Below are 16,267 nucleotides of genomic sequence, written 5' to 3'. Positions count from 1 at the left end.
GACGATCTTTTTGTCACGCCTCTGCACTGCGGACGCCCCCACAGCAGACAACGCGAACCGTCGCCGATCGGTTCCGCGGGCGGGCCGCGGAGAATGCGGAGGAAAAGCAGAGGGAGAGCAGAGGGAGAGAGGTGCCCGGAGCCGGACTTGAACCGGCACGGCCCGAAGGGCCAGCGAGGTTTAAGCTCGCCGTGTCTGCATTCCACCATCCGGGCGGGGGGCTGGAGCACCCCGAGCCTAGCCGGGGAGCGCCCCCCAAACAGCGGATCCGGGACCGGAGGTTGTCTTATTTTATTGGCAACTGAGGGGGCATCAGTCGTGGGACGACGCCATTGGCACATGCCAGGGGCCGATCTCCCCCGTTCATCACCCCGCCCCCACGAGCAAGCGGAATTGTCGCAATCTCGTCGCCCTCGGTAAGGGCCGCTCTCCTACCCAGGGATGACACGGCGACCGCGGCGTACCTCCGGAGACTGTCACGGGAACCGGAGCTGGGGCGGATCCCGGGCGCGGGCGGGGCACCGACGATGGAGTACGTCCGCCCATCGCTGTCCCGCAAGGAGTGCTCCACCGTGACCACCACGCCCTTCGGCGCCCAGACCGCCGTCCGCACCACCGCCGTGGCCGCCCGGGCCGCGGACCTGACCAAGGTGTACGGGCAGGGCGAGACCCAGGTGGTCGCCCTGGACGCCGTCTCGGTGGAGTTCCGGCAGGCCGAGTTCACCGCGATCATGGGTCCCTCCGGCTCCGGCAAGTCGACCCTGATGCACTGCATGGCGGGCCTCGACACCGTCTCCTCCGGCTCCGCCCGCATCGGCGACACCGAGCTGACCGGGCTGAACGACAAGAAGCTCACCCGGCTGCGGCGCGACAAGATCGGCTTCATCTTCCAGGCGTTCAACCTGCTGCCGACCCTGACGGCGCTGGAGAACATCACGCTGCCGATGGACATCGCCGGCCGCCGGCCCGACAAGCAGTGGCTCGACACGGTCGTCGACACCGTCGGCCTGTCCGGGCGGCTCAAGCACCGCCCGAGCCAGCTCTCCGGCGGCCAGCAGCAGCGCGTGGCCGTCGCCCGGGCCCTGGCGAGCCGCCCGGAGATCATCTTCGGCGACGAGCCCACCGGCAACCTCGACTCCCGCTCCGGCGCCGAGGTCCTCGGCTTCCTGCGCAACTCCGTGCGCGAGCTCGGCCAGACCGTCGTCATGGTCACCCACGACCCGGTGGCCGCCTCCTACGCCGACCGCGTGGTCTTCCTCGCCGACGGCCGCATCGTCGACGACCTGCGCGACCCCACGGCCGACTCGGTGCTCGACCGCATGAAGCGGTTCGACGCCAAGGGCCGCACGAGCTGACCACCGCCGGATCCGACCACCAGGACTGACACCCCATGTTCCGCACTGCGCTGCGCAATGTGCTCGCGCACAAGGCCCGCCTGCTGATGACCGTGCTCGCCGTGATGCTCGGCGTGGCCTTCGTCTCCGGCACCCTGGTCTTCACCTCGACCATCTCCGACGCGTTCCAGAAGAGCTCCGAGAAGGGCTTCACGGGCGTCGACGTCGCCATCGAGCCCCGCCACAAGGAGGAGGGCCGGCCCGGCGCGACCGCGCGGCTGAGCCAGGAGCTCCTGGACAAGGCCGCCAAGGTGCCCGGCGCCGCATCGGCGACCGGCACGGTCAGCGGCTTCGCCGCCATCGCCGACAAGAAGGGCAAGCTGGTCGGCGAGGGCTTCGACTCCACCGGCTCCAACTACTACCCCGGCGCGGGCGGCAAGGACCCCCGCTACCCGCTCAAGAGCGGCCGGGCGCCGCAGAACGCCGGCGAGATCGCGCTGGACGCCAAGACCGCCGAGCGGGCCGGCTACAAGGTCGGCGACACCGTCCGGATATCCATCGACGGTCCGGTGCTCTCCGAGAAGCTGACCGGCGTCTTCACCACCGACGACGGCAACGTCTCCGCCGGTGGCAGCCTCGCGCTGTTCGACACCGCCACCGCCCAGCAGCACTACGCCAAGCCCGGCGAGTTCAGCCGCATCGACGTCAAGGCGGCCGCCGGCACCTCCCAGGCCGCGCTCAAGACGTCCCTGACGAAGGTCCTGCCGAAGAACGCCGAGGCCACCACGGCCAAGGAGCTCGCGGACGAGCAGAGCCGCGTCATCGCCCAGGGCATGGACGGCATGCGCAGCGTGCTGCTGGTCTTCGCCGGCATCTCCCTGTTCGTCGGCATCTTCATCATCGCCAACACCTTCACCATGCTGGTCGCCCAGCGCACCAAGGAGCTGGCCCTGCTGCGCGCGGTCGGCGCGAGCCGCCGCCAGGTGACCCGCTCGGTGCTGATCGAGGCGATCGTCGTGGGCGCCGTCGCCGGCGCGCTCGGCCTGCTCGCGGGCATCGGGATCGGTGCCGGTCTGCGCTCCCTGCTCAACAGCACCGGTGCGACCATCCCGGACGGCCCGCTGGTCGTCTCCCCCTCGACGATCGTGACCTCTCTGGCCGTCGGCGTCCTCGTCACCAAGCTCGCCGCCTGGCTGCCCGCCCGCCGCGCCGCGAAGATCCCGCCGGTCGCCGCGATGAACAGCGTGCACGCCGTGGCCACCACCAAGTCCCTGGTGGTCCGCAACTCCATCGGCGGTGCCCTCACGGCCGCGGGTGCCGCCCTGGTCCTGACCGCCACCAGCTCCACCATGATGGGCATCGGCGCCGCCCTGGTCCTCGTCGGCATCTTCGTGCTGACGCCGCTGCTGTCGCGCCCGGTCATCGCCGCCGCGGCGCCCGTGCTGCGCCTGTTCGGCATCTCCGGCAAGCTCGCCCGGCAGAACGCGGTGCGCAACCCGCGCCGTACGGCCGCGACGGCCTCCGCGCTGATGATCGGCCTCACGCTGATCACCGGCCTGACCGTCATCGCCGGCAGCGTCCAGCAGGCCATCGACAAGATGGCCACCAGCTCGCTGAAGGCGGACTACGTCGTCTCCATGGCGAGCATGACCCCGCTCTCGCCCGACGTCGCGAAGAAGCTGGCCGCCCACCCGGACGTCACCGCCGCCAGCCCGCTGCGCTCGTCCCCGGCGCGGATCGACGGCGAGCACCAGAGCCTCACCGGCGTCGACGGCAGGACCATCGGCAAGCTCACCGGCCTGGAGTTCACGGCGGGCTCCTTCGCCGGTCTCTCCGGCGACAAGGTCGTCATGGACGACGCGACGGCCCGCTCGTACCACTGGAAGCTCGGCTCCTCCCTCGACGTCACCTACGAGGACGGCACCAAGGGCAGGCTGTCGGTCTCCGGCATCTACAAGGGCAACGACCTGATGCGCGGCGTCTGGATCGACAAGGAGGCCCTGGCCCCGCATCAGAGCCAGATCGACGACCGCCAGGTGATGATCAAGACCAAGGGCGGCGCCACCGAGGCCACCAAGGACCGGCTGGCCAAGGCCCTCGGCGACAACCCCGCCATTCAGATCCAGACCAAGCAGGACATCTCCGACAACATCTCCAAGGCCATCGGCCTGCTGCTGAACATGCTCTACGGCCTGCTGGGCATGGCCGTCGTCGTCGCCGTCCTCGGCGTCGTCAACACCCTGGCGATGTCCGTCTTCGAGCGGCAGCAGGAGATCGGCATGCTGCGGGCCATCGGCCTGGACCGCAAGGGCATCAAGCGGATGGTCCGCCTGGAATCGCTGGTCATCTCGCTCTTCGGCGGTGTGATGGGCGTGGGCCTGGGCGTCTTCTTCGGCTGGGCCGCGGGCGACCTCATCAAGAAGGCCCTCAGCACCTACGAGCTTGTCCTGCCCTGGGGCAGCATGGCCGTCTTCCTGCTGCTGGCCGCCCTCGTCGGCATGCTGGCCGCGCTCTGGCCGGCCCGCCGCGCGGCCAAGCTCAACATGCTGGCCGCCATCAAGGCGGAGTAGGCACAGCGGTACGGCGGTAGGGGCCCGGTCCTGTTCCAGGACCGGGCCCCTTGCGTCGTCCGTGACGCCGGTCAGCCGCGCCAGTCGCGGGTGCGCAGCGGCAGCCCGGACTCGCCCGAGTCCGGGGTGCGCACCGCCAGCACCTGGTTCACCCCGATCCGGTTGGCCTCGAACGACAGGGCGCAGGCGGCCATGTACAGCCGCCACACCCGGGCCCGGCCCGGCGAGGTCAGGCGTACCGCCTCGGCCCAGTGCCGCTCCAGGTTGGCCACCCAGCTGCGCAGGGTCAGCGCGTAGTGCTCGCGCAGCGCCTCCACGTCCCGCACCTCGAAGCCGGCCTCCTCCAGCTGCGCCACCGTGCGCCCGACGGGCGCGAGCTCGCCGTCGGGGAAGACGTAGCGGCCGATGAACTCGTCCACCTCGTAGGCCGTTTCGTCCTGCAGCGGGCGCCGGGCGATCTGGTGGTTGAGCAGCCGTCCGCCGGGCCGCAGCAGCGCGAACAGGTCGGCGGCGTACTCGGCGTAGCGGGCCGAACCGACGTGCTCGGCCATGCCGATGGAGGAGATCGCGTCGAAGGGCCCGTCGGCGATCTCGCGGTAGTCCTGGACGCGGATCTCCACGCGGTCGGCGAGGCCGGCGTCGGCCACGCGCTTGCGGGCGTAGGCGGCCTGCTCCTCGGAGAGGGTGATGCCGACCGCGCGCACGCCGTAGGTGCGGGCGGCGTGCAGGACCATCGAGCCCCAGCCGCAGCCGACGTCGAGCAGCCGCTGGCCGGGGGCGAGGGCGAGCTTGCGGCAGACGAGGTCGAGCTTGGCCTCCTGGGCGTCCTCCAGGGTGCCTTCGGGGCTCTCCCAGTAGGCGCAGGAGTAGACCATCGAGGGGCCCAGGACGCGCTCGTAGAAGGCGTTGCCGACGTCGTAGTGGTGGCTGATGGCGCGCTTGTCGCGGCGCAGGCTGTGCCGGGCGCCGCCGCCGGTGCGGGCCTCCTCGGGCGGCGGGGCGGGCGGCAGCCAGGGCGGGGTCAGCTTGAGCAGTTCGCGGCCGACGGCACGCAGCGCCGGGTCGCGCAGGGCCGCCAGCCGGCCCGTGCGGCGCCGCTGCCCGCCGCGCTCCCACAGGTGCCCGGCCAGCAGCCGCAGGGCCTCGTAGAGGTCGCCGTCGACGTCGAGGTCACCGGCGACCCAGGCGCGGGCCAGGCCGAGCTCGCCCGGCTGCCACAGCAGCCGGCGCAGGGCCCGCCGGCGCCGCAGGACCAGGACCGGAGTGCCGGGCGGGCCGTACTCGCTGCCGTCCCAGGCGCGCAGCCGCACCGGGAGCGGGCTTCCCAGCGCCTGCTGGGCCAGGTCGGCGAGCCGTCGAGCGGCCTCGGGCATGTCGCACACCTCCATGATCGAGGGTCAGGAGATCCTGACGCCTCAACACCGGCGGACCGTGCCTTAGTCCTTGCCCTCCGGCGGGGTGCGCACACGCCGAAGGGCGCCCACCCCACGGATCGGTGGACGCCCTTCGCGGTGAAGCCGCTGCCTCAGGAAGCCTTGGCCTTCTCGGCCGGCGAGGTGGCCTGCGGGGCCGGCTTGGCGGCCTCGTAGAACTCCTCGCGCGGGTTCTCCATCGCCCGCAGCGAGACGACCTCGCGCTTGAGGAAGAGACCGAGGGTCCAGTCGGCGAAGACGCGGATCTTGCGGTTCCAGGTCGGCATCGCCATGCCGTGGTAGCCACGGTGCATGTACCAGGCGAGACGGCCCTTGAGCTTGATCTTCATCTTGCCCATGACGATCATCGCCACGCCCTTGTGGAGGCCGAGGCCCGCCACCGCACCCTTGTTGGCGTGCTTGTACTCCTTCTGCCCGGCCTCGAAGCCGCGCAGGGCCGCCACGACGTTGTCGCCGAGGACCTTGGCCTGGCGCAGGGCGTGCTGGGCGTTCGGCGGGCACCAGGCGTTCTCGTTGCCGGCCGCGCGGCCGACCAGGTCGGGCACCTGGGCGTTGTCGCCGGCCGCGAAGGCGTACGGCATGTCCTTGATCTGCAGCGTCGGCAGGGTGTCGACGTGGCCGCGGGGGCCCAGCGGCAGACCGAAGCGGGCGAGCGCCGGGTTGGGCTTGACGCCGGCGGTCCACACGATGGTGTTGGCGTCGACCTCGAGACCGTTCTTGAGCACGACGTGGCCGTCGACGCAGGAGTCCATCGAGGTGCCGAGGTAGACCTCGACGCCGCGGCTCTCCAGGTGCTCCTTGCCGTACTGGCCGAGCTTGGGGCCGACCTCGGGGAGGATCTTGTCGGCGGCGTCGACGAGGATGAAGCGCATGTCCTCGCGCTTGACCGTCGGGTAGTACTTGGCGGCGTCGCGGGCCATGTCCTCGACCTCGCCGATCGTCTCGGCGCCGGCGAAGCCACCACCGACGAAGACGAAGGTCAGCGCGCGGCGGCGGATCTCCTCGTCCTTGGTCGAGTCGGCCTTGTCCAGCTGCTCCAGGACGTGGTTGCGCAGGCCGATGGCCTCCTCGATGCCCTTCATGCCGATGCCGTTCTCGGCGAGGCCGGGGATCGGGAAGGTACGGGAGACGGCGCCGAGCGCGATCACCAGGTAGTCGAAGGGCAGCTCGTAGGCCTCGCCGACGATCGGTGCGATCGTGGCGACCTTGCGGTCCTGGTCGATGGTGGTGACGCGGCCCGTGAGGACCTCCGCCTTGGGGAGCACACGTCGCAGCGGCACCACGACGTGGCGGGGAGAGATGCTGCCGGCGGCTGCTTCGGGGAGGAAGGGCTGGTACGTCATGTACGAGCGCGGGTCGACGACCGTGACGGTCGCCTCGCCGTACCGCATCTTCTTCAGGATGCGGCGCGCCGCGTACAGGCCGACGTACCCACCGCCTACTACGAGGATCCGTGGACGCTCCGTGGTGCTCATGTTTCGAGTATCCAGCACGTCTCCACGGGGTGCTCGTGAGCCCCTTCACAAGAACGGTGGGGGCATCTGCTACACTCCGCCGCCACCGTGACCGACGCCATACCCGTGCGAGGGAACCGCAGTGCCGCCAAGGGCGTTGAGCACCCGCCCTGAACTGGCCTTGTGGGTCCTGTGACGACTGGACCACCCGCCGTCGCGGCCACGCATAAGCGTTTCCTTAACCCGACCGAAACCAGCCGGATTCCGGACGCCGGGGGGCCACACGGCCCGGAATGCGGGCCGAAGGCCCTCTTCCGCGAACTGGTTGGCCCTTTTTCATGTGAAGGATTTCACGAACAATTTCCCGGCGCCCGGCCGCGCTGCGCCCCTTACACCAGGGAAAGAGCGATGCCGTCCAGAATGTCCAACTCGCTGACGATCACCTCGTCGACGCCCACGCGCTCCATCACGCACTGCAGCACCAGCGCCCCGGCGGCGATCACATCGACCCGCCCCGGGTGCAGCACCGGGATCGCGGCGCGCTCGTCGTGGGTGGAGGACAGCAGCCGCGCGGTGATCGCCCGGACCTGGTCCAGGGAGATCCGCGCGTGGTGGATGACGGAGGAGTCGTACTCCTTCAGCTCCAGCGCGATGGCCGCGACCGTGGTGACGGAACCGGCCAGCCCGACCAGCGTACGGGCCTCGGTCAGCGGCACCGTCTGACCGGCCAGGTCGAGGGCCGCCTCGACGTCGGCCCGTATGGCGGCGACCTGTTCGGCCGTCGGCGGGTCGGTGACCACGCCGTCCACCACCAGGTGACGCTCCGTCATGCGCACGCAGCCCACGTCCACGCTGCGGGCGGCCCGCACGTGCTCCTCGCCGACCACGAACTCCGTCGAGCCGCCACCGATGTCGACCACGAGGAACGGGGTGGCGAGGTCGTCGCGCCCCACCAGCTCCCGCGTCGCGCCGGTGAAGGAGAACTCGGCCTCCTGGTCACCGGTGATGACCTCCGGCTCGACGCCGAGGATCTCCACAACGCCGCGCACGAAGTCCTCGCGGTTGTCCGCGTCGCGGGAGGCGGAGGTGGCGACGAAGCGGATGCGCTCCGCGCCCAGCGCCTCGATGACGCCGGCGTACTCGCGGCAGGCGGCGAACGTGCGCTCCAGCGCCTCGGGGGCGAGGCGGCCGGTGCGGTCGACGCCCTGGCCGAGGCGGACGATGGTCATCCGGCGGTCGAGCTCGTCCAGCCGGCCCGTGGCCGGGTCGACGTCCGCCACGAGCAGGCGGATGGAGTTGGTGCCGCAGTCGATGGCCGCGACGCGCGTCATGCGCCGTCCTCCTGCTCGCCGCAGGGGTTCACGCACGGGCCCTTGCGCCACCACTCGGGGAGCATGGCGATCGCCTCGTCGCCCAGGGGGTTGACGCCCGGGCCCGCGGCCAGGGAGTGACCGACCAGGACGTGCAGGCACTTGACGCGGTCGGGCATGCCGCCGGCGCTCGGGAAGCCCTGCAGGACCTCGATGGCGTCCCGGCGGCGGATGTAGTCCTCGTGCGCGGCCCGGTAGGCGGCGGCCAGCTCCGGGTCGCTCTGCAGCCGCTCGCTCATCTCCTTCATGACGCCCTCGGCCTCCAGCGTGCCGATCGCCGAGGCGGCGCGCGGGCACGTCAGGTAGTACAGCGTCGGGAAGGGCGTGCCGTCCTCCAGCCGCGGGGCGGTCTCGACGACGTCGGGGTTGCCGCAGGGGCAGCGGTGCGCGATGGCGCGCAGGCCGCGCGGCGGGCGCCCCAGCTGCGCCTCGAACGCCGCGATGTCGGCGTCCGTCGGCTCGGTGGGCTCGGTCGTGGGCGGGGGCGTGTCCATGTGCTCGAATGCTCGCTCGTGCTCGGTGGGTCGGGGGGCCGGTGGCGCGGGACGCTCAGCGGTGGGTGTCGGAGGCGTCCACGTCGTCGAAGAGGTTGAGGTACCAGGGGCGGTCGGCGGCGCCCTCGTCCTTGTGGCGGCCGTCGGGGGCGGTGCCGTCCACGACGCTGTAGCCGGTCTCGCCGGGGCGCAGGTAGTGCAGGTGCTCGCGGGCCAGCTGCTCGACGTAGGCCGGGTCCTCCAGGCGGGCCTTCTCGTCCTGCAGCCGTTTGACCTGCTCGCGCGCGTGCTCGGTGCGGCGGCGCTGGTCGGCGATGTCGGAGCGCTGGGTCACCCACTGCCGCATCGGGTAGGCCAGGGCCACCACGAGCGAGCAGACGACGAGCGCCAGCAGGGCCGCCCGGCCGGTGAGCCGGGAGCGGCGCGGCTGCCGGGCGCGGTACGTCCGGGCCGCGGCGGGCCCCTGCACCAGCGCCGTGCCGAGCGCCTTGAGCCTGGTCGCGGTGGAGAACCGGTCCGCGCCCACGTCGCCTCCCCTGTCGGTCCGCTACGAACGTACGTCCCCGGACACGGTACGGGACCGCGGCCGGGGACGTACGGAGACTGGCGAGAGCTCAGCCGTTAAGGCTCAAGCCCGGTGCGGTCAGCCCTTGAAGCGCGGGAAGGCGCTGCGGCCGGCGTACACCGCGGCGTCGTCGAGGATCTCCTCGATGCGCAGCAGCTGGTTGTACTTGGCGACGCGCTCGGAGCGGGCCGGGGCGCCGGTCTTGATCTGGCCGCAGTTGGTGGCGACGGCCAGGTCGGCGATGGTGACGTCCTCGGTCTCGCCGGAGCGGTGGGACATCATGCACTTGAAGCCGTTGCGCTGGGCCAGCTCGACGGCGTCGAGGGTCTCGGTCAGCGAGCCGATCTGGTTGACCTTGACCAGCAGGGCGTTGGCGGTGCCCTCCTCGATGCCGCGGGCGAGGCGCTCGGGGTTGGTGACGAACAGGTCGTCACCGACGAGCTGGACCTTGTCGCCGAGCTTGTCGGTGATGGTCTTCCAGCCGTCCCAGTCGTCCTCGAACAGCGGGTCCTCGATGGAGACCAGCGGGTAGGCCTCGACGAGCTCGGCGTAGTAGTCGGTCATCTGGGCCGCGGTGCGGTCCTGGCCCTCGAACTTGTAGACGCCGTCCTTGTAGAACTCGGAGGCGGCGACGTCCAGGGCGAGCGCGATGTCCTGGCCGGGGGTGTAGCCGGCCTCCTTGATGGCCTCGAGGATGAGGTCGAGGGCCTCGCGGTTGGAGCCGAGGTTCGGGGCGAAGCCGCCCTCGTCGCCCAGGCCGGTGGCCAGACCCTTGGCCTTCAGGACCTTCTTGAGGGTGTGGTAGACCTCGGTGCCCCAGCGCAGGGCCTCGGAGAAGGACTCCGCGCCGATCGGCGCGATCATGAACTCCTGGATGTCCACGTTGGAGTCGGCGTGCGAGCCGCCGTTGAGGATGTTCATCATCGGAACGGGCAGCAGGTGCGCGTTCGGGCCGCCGAGGTAGCGGAAGAGGGGCAGGTCCGAGGCCTCGGAGGCGGCGTGCGCGACGGCCAGGGAGACGCCGAGGATGGCGTTGGCGCCGAGCGAGCCCTTGTTGTCGGTGGCGTCCAGGTCGAACATGGCCTGGTCGATCAGGCGCTGCTCGGTGGCGTCGTAGCCGACCAGCTCCGGGCCGATCTGCTCGATGACGGCGAGGACGGCCTTCTCGACGCCCTTGCCGAGGTAGCGGTCCGGGTCGCCGTCGCGGAGCTCGATGGCCTCGAAGGCGCCGGTGGAGGCGCCGGACGGCACGGCGGCACGGCCCGTGGAGCCGTCGTCGAGGCCGACCTCGACCTCGACCGTGGGGTTGCCTCGCGAGTCGAGGATCTCGCGAGCTACGACGACGTCGATGGACGGCACGAGGGTCTCCTTCGTGTGTGTCTGGAGTTCTGCACCACGAGCCTAACGGGCCCCGCGGGCTCTCCCCGCGCTGGACCGGGCCACGGGCCGAAAATTGGCACAAATGCCGATATCACGGGATGAAAACCCAGTATGTTCGCTCAACGGACAGTCGTCGGGACACGGCCGGCACGGCGGTTCGAACGGCACCGTGGTTCGAACGGCGAAGCCCCGCTCCGGTGCGGCTCGGGGGGAAGCGCAGCGGAACGGGGCGGTCGTGCGGCCGGTCCCGGCAGCCGGGCGGCCACGGGCCGCCCGGCACCTTTCGACCGGCTCCGGTCAGCGCAGGTGCAGCTGCTGACCGGGGAAGATCAGATCGGCGTTGTCGATGACGTCCTTGTTGAGGTCGTAGAGCTTCGCCCAGCCACCGCGCACCTTCTGGGCGTCGGCGATGGTCCCGAGGGTGTCGCCCTCCTTGACCTTGTACTCGCCGTTGCCCTGCTTGACCTCGCGCGGCGCGGCCTTCTTGGCCGCCGCGGCCTCCTCGCCCGCGTCGTCGGCGTCCTGCTGCGCCGCCGCGGCCCGCTGGGAAGCGCTGTGGCGCTCGCTGCGGTCCGCGTGGTTCCTGGTGGAGTGGGCGCCCTCGGCGGAGGTGTTCTTGCGGGTCTTCTTGGTGTAGCCGGAGCCGGACTCGTCGTCGGAGGTGTCGACGTCGGCCTTGGCGCCGCCGGAGGTCAGGTTGCCCGCGCCGGCGCAGCCCCAGGCGCCCGGGCCCTGCATGGCCAGCAGGCGCTCGGCGGTGGCGATCTGCTGGGACTTGCTGGCGAGGTCGGCGCGCGGGGCGTACTTGGTGCCGCCCGCGGCCTTCCAGGATTCGTTCGAGAACTGCAGGCCGCCGTAGTAGCCGTTGCCGGTGTTGATGTGCCAGTTGCCGCTGGACTCGCACTGGGCGACCTTGTCCCAGGTCGAGACGGAGGCGGCGTTGGCGGAGGTCGCGACCATCAGCGGGGCGGCGACCGCGGCGCCGGTGACGCCGGCGAGCGTGACGATTCGGACGGCCTTGGACGGACGACGGTGCTTGCCCTTGGACATAAGTCGTTTTCCTCACCGACGCCTACGAGGTGAGCTGTCGGGTTCGGGCTGTGAGACTGCCCGGCCCGGTGCGAACACCGGGCTTCACCCCAAGCCGTCCGTCCCTGCGGTCCGCTGACCGCCGGTCCGTCCGGCACCTACCTTGGGTCCCCCGCTCCTGCCTACGGCGCTTGCGCGACGACTCCCCCGGCCGCCGGCAGGATTCGGCGTGGCGACCGTGGTGCTCGCGGTGGCGAGCGATGAAGACGGTAAGCACAGGCGGCCTGCGGGTTCAAACCCCACTTTTCAGCCAAGGCCGCCTCTGGTTACCGCGGGAAACCTGACGTTTCCGCAGGTGGCCCTAGGTGGACGCAAATCGGACGGACGCTCTCCGCCGCCGAGCCGAAGAGACCCATGTCTCACTTTCGACTGGAACGGACATTCGGCCCTTTCCGCATGGCTATTGACGGATATCCAGGCGCTGACCAGGGAGGATAAGGTCCGGATCAGTTCCGACAACTTTTTCGTTCTTCTGATACAGCGTCTGCCAGCCGCCGGAGACCGCGTGCTCCTGGGCGATCACTGACAGGTTGTCACCCGGCTGCACGGTGTAGTCGTTTGCGGCCGGGATGCCCGGCCGGGAATCGCCCCCGCGCGAGGGTCGCTGTGCGCCGTCGTCCGGACCGGTCGGGGTCGCGCGGTGGCGGCCCGAGCCCTCCGCCGCGCCGGCGTCCCCGGCGGACGCGCCGCCGGCTCCGGGCGTGCCCGCCGGGCCGGCGGAGCCGTCGGCCGGAGCCGACGGGAGGTCGGCGCCGGGCTCCTTGCGGTGCTTGCCCGGCCCGGCGTCCGGCGTGCCGCTCGCGGGAGCTGACGGAGTGCCACCGGCATCCGGCGTGTGCGAGGCGTCCGGGGTGGCGCCGGAGGGTGCACCGGAGCTGCCGGGCGCGGGCGTGGCCGTCCCGGAGGGCGACGTCGACGGCGACCCGGACGGCGTGCCGGAGGGCGCGGGGGTGGCATCGGGGGCACGGGAGGCGTCCGGAGCGGGAGAGCCGTGCTCCGGCGCGGGCTTGGTCGTGTGCTCCGGCGTGCGGCCGGTCTCGGCGGCCGGCGGCGGGGTGGCCTTGGTGCCCGGGTCCACCTCGGGCGCCCGCTCGCTGTGGGCGAGGCCCGCGCGCTCACCGCAGCTCGTCCACGGGCCGGCGCCCTGGGACTTGAGGATGCTCTCGGCGATGGCGATCTGCTGGGAGCGGCTCGCGAGGTCGGGCCGGGGCGCGTACGAGATGCCGCCGTACTGCTCCCACAGCTCCTGGGTGATCTGCAGGCCGCCGAAGAAGCCGTTGCCCTGGTTGGCGCTCCACATCCCCCCGCTCTCGCACTGGGCGACCTTGTCCCAGGTGCCCGCGTCGGCCGCGGTGGCGCTGGTGGCAGCCAGCAGCGGCATGGCGACGCTGGCTCCCGTCACCCCCGCCGCGAGCACGATGGCGGGGACCTGACGGGGACGGCGATGTCTACCAGTGCCTGAGCGCATGTTCGGGCCCTCTCGGGTAGGCGGCTTCGGATGGTCGTCGAACATAGCGACGGCCCCCAAGAGTCACAACCCGGTGTAGCGGAGGTCACGCTGCGATAACCGCGGGGTGACCGGACGTCATGTGCTAAGGGCGTGCGGGTGCCTGCGCGGGCGGACGCGCCGTGAATTCCACGGGCAGCGTGCGCAGGCCGCGCATGATCAGGCCGCCGCGCCAGCGCAGGTCCTCCGGTGCGGCGGCGAGCCGGAGGTCGGGCAGCCGGCGCAGCAGGGTGGCGAGCGCGGTCTGCCCTTCGAGGCGGGCGAGCGGTGCGCCGAGACAGTAATGGATGCCGTGTCCGTAGCCCAAGTGCTGGTTGTCGCGGCGGGAGAGGTCCAAGGCGTCCGGATCGGCGAACCGTTCGGGGTCGCGGTCGGCGGCCGCCAGCACCACCAGGACGGGGTCGCCCTCGGCGATCCGCTGCCCGCCGATGACCAGGTTTTGGGTGGCAAAACGCCAGGTCGCGAGCTCTACGGGGCCGTCGTAGCGCAGCAGTTCCTCGACCCCCGTGGCGAGCAGCGACGCGTCCCCCTCGGCGAGGGCGCGCTGCAGGCGCTCGCGCTGTTCGGGGTGGCGCAGCAGCGCGTAGGTTCCGTTACCGATCAGGTTCACAGTTGTTTCGAAACCGGCAAAGAGAAGAATGAAGGCCATGGCGGCGGCCTCGTTCTCGGTGAGGTGCTCGCCGTGGTCGCTCGCCCTGATCAGTCCCGAAATGAGGTCGTCGCCGAGATCCTCCCGCTTGCGGTGGATCAGTTCCGCGAGATAGGTGCGCATCTTCTTCACCGAGCGCGCCACCCCGCCGCGCGGCCCGCCCCCGTGCCGGATCATCATTCCGGCCCAGTCGCGGAAGTCGTCCTGGTCCTCCGGCGGGACGCCGAGCATGTCGCAGATGGCGTAGATGGGCAGCGGGAAGGCGAACTCGTGGATGAGGTCGGCCCCGCCCTTCTCGCAGAAGCCGTCGATGAGCCGGTCGGTGAGCTCCTGCACGCGGGGCGCGAACTCGGCGACCCGGCGCGGGGTGAACGCCTTGGAGACCAGGCGGCGCAGCCGGGTGTGGTCCGGCGGGTCGATGTTGAGCAGGTGCGTCATCAGGTTGGCGCTGCGCTCGCCGGGGATGCCGACCTTGCCCTTGCCGTGGGCGTGCTCCGAGTGGTGCAGGGGGTTCTTCGACAGCCGCTGGTCGGCGAGCGCCTGCCGGGCGTCGGCGTACCGCGTGACCAGCCACGCCTCGACCCCGCTGGGCAGCTCCGTCCGGTGGACGGGCGCGTGCTCGCGCAGCCAGGCGTACGCCGGGTACGGGTCGCTGGCGAACTCCCAGGTGAAGAGCTTCGGGGCGGGGGGCGTGGGATTCTCGTGCACGCCCCCGACGCTAACCGGTGCCGTGCCCCGAAGGGGCGCGGGGAACTGCGCGATCGGCCACGACGCGCCCGCAGACGCAGTGCTGTGCTTCACCCGGGCCCTGGGGTAGCGCCTCGGCTGCGGGCCGTCGGTGGCTTGTCGCGCAGTTCCCCGCGCCCCTACGGGGCGCTGCCCAATCCGCCGGCCACGCCTAGTGGCTGCCCGCGCCGCCGCTGCCGAAGGAGCCGCTGCTGCCCGGCTTCCACTTGCGACGCTCGTCGGAGAGCTCCTCCGGGTGGCTGCCCGGGTTGTGGATCTCGTGCGGCAGGACGCGCTCGCCGTCGGCCTCGGACTGCAACTGGTCGCTCTCGCGGTGCTCGACGACGTACCCCAGGGCGTTCTCCTCGTCGTCGTTGTGGCCGGGCCCGTGGTCCGGGGACTCGGGGCCGCGCTGGTGCTCCTGCGGCGTCTGCCAGGAACCCTGGCGGCGCTGCGGGTGGGCGGGCGGCGGGGGCTCGCGGTCCCGCCACCGCTGCCCGAAGAAGAACGCGAGGATCAGCAGGGCGCCGACGCACAGCCCCACGAGGAAGGGAGCGGCGCCACCGACCCAGGGCGGGAGGGCGAGATCGATCTGCTCAGTGCGCATGGATGTCGGGTACCCGGCCGCCGCCCGGACAAGACTGCCGCTGAGCCGAACGGGTGAGCGAGGCCGTTACCGCCCCGCCGCCCGCTCGGCGGCGAGGATCGCGTCCCGATACGCCCGGGCCGCGGCCCGCAGCGCGGTCTCCGGCTCGACGCCGGCCGCCTCGGCCCGTACGGCCAGCGCCAGCAGCTCGTACCCCACGCCGTCACCGGACGGCAGGGCCACCTCCAGGCCCTCGGCGCGGGCGCGGGAGGCGAGCTTGGCGGCCAGGGCGAGCGCCGGCTGGCCCAGCGGCACGCCCTCGGTGACGGATTCGCGCCGCTTCTCGGCGGCCTTGGTGCGCATCCAGTGCGCCTTGACGTCCTCGGGGGTCGCGGCGTCGGCGTCGCCGAAGACGTGCGGGTGGCGGTGGATGAGCTTGTCGACGATGCCGCCGGCGACGTCGTCCACGGAGAACGGCTCGTCGGGGTCGTCCTGGGCGATGCGGGCGTGGAAGACGACCTGCAGCAGGACGTCGCCCAGCTCCTCGCGCAGCGCCTCGCGGTCGCCGGTCTCGATCGCCTCCAGGAGCTCGTACATCTCCTCCAGCCCGTACTTCGCCAGGTCCTCGTGGGTGCGGATGCCCGTCCACGGGCAGGCGAGCCGGATGCGGTCCATGACCTGCACCAGGTCCAGCAGCCGGGCGCCGGGCAGGTCGTAGGAGCCGGGGAGCAGTTCCAGGGCGGGCATCGTCTCGCGGCCGGAGCCGGCCAGCCGGGCCAGGCCGTCGGTCAGGGCGCTCTCGCCCTCGGCGGAGGTGACCACGACGGCGGTGCGCGAGCCGTCGGTGCAGTAGTCGACCAGCTCGCGGGCGGTGGGCGCGGCGTGCTCGACGTCCACGCCGGCCTCGCGCAGGTACGGCAGCTGGGGGTGGGCGGCGTCGGCGCACAGCACGCGGTCGGCCTCCCGCAGCGTCCCCCAGGCCGGCCAGGACAGCAGGCCGGGGGCGACCCGGTGGCTGGTGGTCAGGAGCACGATGCGGCCGGTGGAGTCGTAGGCGTTCACAGCACCGAGCCTATGCGGGCGGGCGGGGGTTCCTCGCCCCCGCCCGTA

Annotated in this window: 13 protein-coding genes, 1 tRNA gene and 1 riboswitch; of the genes, 2 read left to right on the top strand and 12 right to left on the bottom strand. The window is 71.8% G+C overall.

What is annotated here, in order from left to right; translation table 11 throughout:
- Positions 1-132: 132 nt before the first annotated feature.
- Positions 133-215 (bottom strand) — tRNA-Leu (locus ABD361_RS23920).
- A 312-nt stretch (positions 216-527) separates the two neighbouring features.
- On the opposite strand from ABD361_RS23920, the gene ABD361_RS23915 reads away from it, so the two are divergent.
- A complete protein-coding gene (locus ABD361_RS23915; RefSeq protein WP_425583304.1) occupies positions 528-1,355 on the top strand; it encodes an ABC transporter ATP-binding protein in 828 nt (275 codons plus the stop codon).
- 35 nt (positions 1,356-1,390) lie between these two features.
- On the top strand, positions 1,391-3,904 hold the full coding sequence (locus ABD361_RS23910; RefSeq protein WP_344437758.1) for an ABC transporter permease: 2,514 nt from the start codon (positions 1,391-1,393) through the stop codon (positions 3,902-3,904).
- A 71-nt stretch (positions 3,905-3,975) separates the two neighbouring features.
- Here the strand turns inward: ABD361_RS23910 and ABD361_RS23905 are convergent, their stop codons facing one another.
- The 11 genes from ABD361_RS23905 to ABD361_RS23855 form a co-directional block, all read right to left on the bottom strand.
- Entirely contained in the window at positions 3,976-5,277 is a 1,302-nt protein-coding gene (locus ABD361_RS23905) for a class I SAM-dependent methyltransferase (protein ID WP_344437756.1), read from the bottom strand.
- Between the two features lie 152 nt (positions 5,278-5,429).
- Positions 5,430-6,812, bottom strand: coding sequence for an NAD(P)/FAD-dependent oxidoreductase (locus ABD361_RS23900; RefSeq protein ID WP_344437753.1), 1,383 nt, complete (start codon positions 6,810-6,812; stop codon positions 5,430-5,432).
- A gap of 368 nt (positions 6,813-7,180) precedes the next feature.
- Positions 7,181-8,122 (bottom strand): Ppx/GppA phosphatase family protein, encoded by a 942-nt coding sequence (locus ABD361_RS23895; RefSeq protein ID WP_344437752.1) that lies wholly within the window; start codon positions 8,120-8,122, stop codon positions 7,181-7,183.
- A complete protein-coding gene (locus tag ABD361_RS23890; protein WP_344437750.1) occupies positions 8,119-8,655 on the bottom strand; it encodes a DUF501 domain-containing protein in 537 nt (178 codons plus the stop codon). The genes ABD361_RS23895 and ABD361_RS23890 overlap by 4 nt, the downstream gene beginning before the upstream one ends.
- 55 nt (positions 8,656-8,710) lie before the next feature.
- Positions 8,711-9,181 carry an FtsB family cell division protein gene (locus ABD361_RS23885; RefSeq protein WP_344437749.1) on the bottom strand — a complete coding sequence of 157 codons (471 nt, stop codon included), beginning with the start codon at positions 9,179-9,181 and terminating at the stop codon, positions 8,711-8,713.
- Between the two features lie 117 nt (positions 9,182-9,298).
- A complete protein-coding gene (gene eno, locus ABD361_RS23880) occupies positions 9,299-10,579 on the bottom strand; it encodes a phosphopyruvate hydratase (RefSeq protein ID WP_344437748.1) in 1,281 nt (426 codons plus the stop codon).
- A 318-nt stretch (positions 10,580-10,897) separates the two neighbouring features.
- Positions 10,898-11,650 (bottom strand): transglycosylase family protein, encoded by a 753-nt coding sequence (locus tag ABD361_RS23875; protein ID WP_344437747.1) that lies wholly within the window; start codon positions 11,648-11,650, stop codon positions 10,898-10,900.
- A 4-nt stretch (positions 11,651-11,654) separates the two neighbouring features.
- A riboswitch (cyclic di-AMP (ydaO/yuaA leader) is annotated at positions 11,655-11,829 on the bottom strand.
- 260 nt (positions 11,830-12,089) lie between these two features.
- Complete coding sequence (locus ABD361_RS23870) at positions 12,090-13,091, bottom strand: transglycosylase family protein (protein ID WP_344437745.1); 1,002 nt, start codon at positions 13,089-13,091, stop codon at positions 12,090-12,092.
- Positions 13,092-13,281: 190 nt separating this feature from the next.
- The gene (locus tag ABD361_RS23865; RefSeq protein WP_344437743.1) at positions 13,282-14,553 is read right to left on the bottom strand and encodes a cytochrome P450 family protein; all 1,272 of its coding nucleotides are present in this window, start codon (positions 14,551-14,553) and stop codon (positions 13,282-13,284) included.
- Between the two features lie 190 nt (positions 14,554-14,743).
- Positions 14,744-15,178: a DUF6479 family protein gene (locus ABD361_RS23860; protein WP_344437741.1), complete on the bottom strand. Its 435-nt coding sequence runs from the start codon at positions 15,176-15,178 to the stop codon at positions 14,744-14,746.
- A gap of 66 nt (positions 15,179-15,244) precedes the next feature.
- Positions 15,245-16,219 (bottom strand): nucleoside triphosphate pyrophosphohydrolase, encoded by a 975-nt coding sequence (locus tag ABD361_RS23855; protein ID WP_344437739.1) that lies wholly within the window; start codon positions 16,217-16,219, stop codon positions 15,245-15,247.
- Positions 16,220-16,267: the final 48 nt, after the last annotated feature.

It is taken from the genome of Streptomyces luteosporeus (assembly GCF_039532865.1).
GTDB lineage: Bacteria > Actinomycetota > Actinomycetes > Streptomycetales > Streptomycetaceae > Streptomyces > Streptomyces luteosporeus.
This window is presented reverse-complemented; position numbering and strand designations above follow the sequence as displayed.

Bases quoted from the DNA above. Each gene is read 5' to 3' on its own strand.
- ABD361_RS23915 (WP_425583304.1), top strand. From the start codon at position 528: ATGGAGTACGTCCGCCCATCGCTGTCCCGCAAGGAGTGCTCCACCGTG.
- ABD361_RS23910 (WP_344437758.1), top strand. From the start codon at position 1,391: ATGTTCCGCACTGCGCTGCGCAATGTGCTCGCGCACAAGGCCCGCCTG.
- ABD361_RS23905 (WP_344437756.1), bottom strand. From the start codon at position 5,277: ATGCCCGAGGCCGCTCGACGGCTCGCCGACCTGGCCCAGCAGGCGCTG.
- ABD361_RS23900 (WP_344437753.1), bottom strand. From the start codon at position 6,812: ATGAGCACCACGGAGCGTCCACGGATCCTCGTAGTAGGCGGTGGGTAC.
- ABD361_RS23895 (WP_344437752.1), bottom strand. From the start codon at position 8,122: ATGACGCGCGTCGCGGCCATCGACTGCGGCACCAACTCCATCCGCCTG.
- ABD361_RS23890 (WP_344437750.1), bottom strand. From the start codon at position 8,655: ATGGACACGCCCCCGCCCACGACCGAGCCCACCGAGCCGACGGACGCC.
- ABD361_RS23875 (WP_344437747.1), bottom strand. From the start codon at position 11,650: ATGTCCAAGGGCAAGCACCGTCGTCCGTCCAAGGCCGTCCGAATCGTC.
- ABD361_RS23860 (WP_344437741.1), bottom strand. From the start codon at position 15,178: ATGCGCACTGAGCAGATCGATCTCGCCCTCCCGCCCTGGGTCGGTGGC.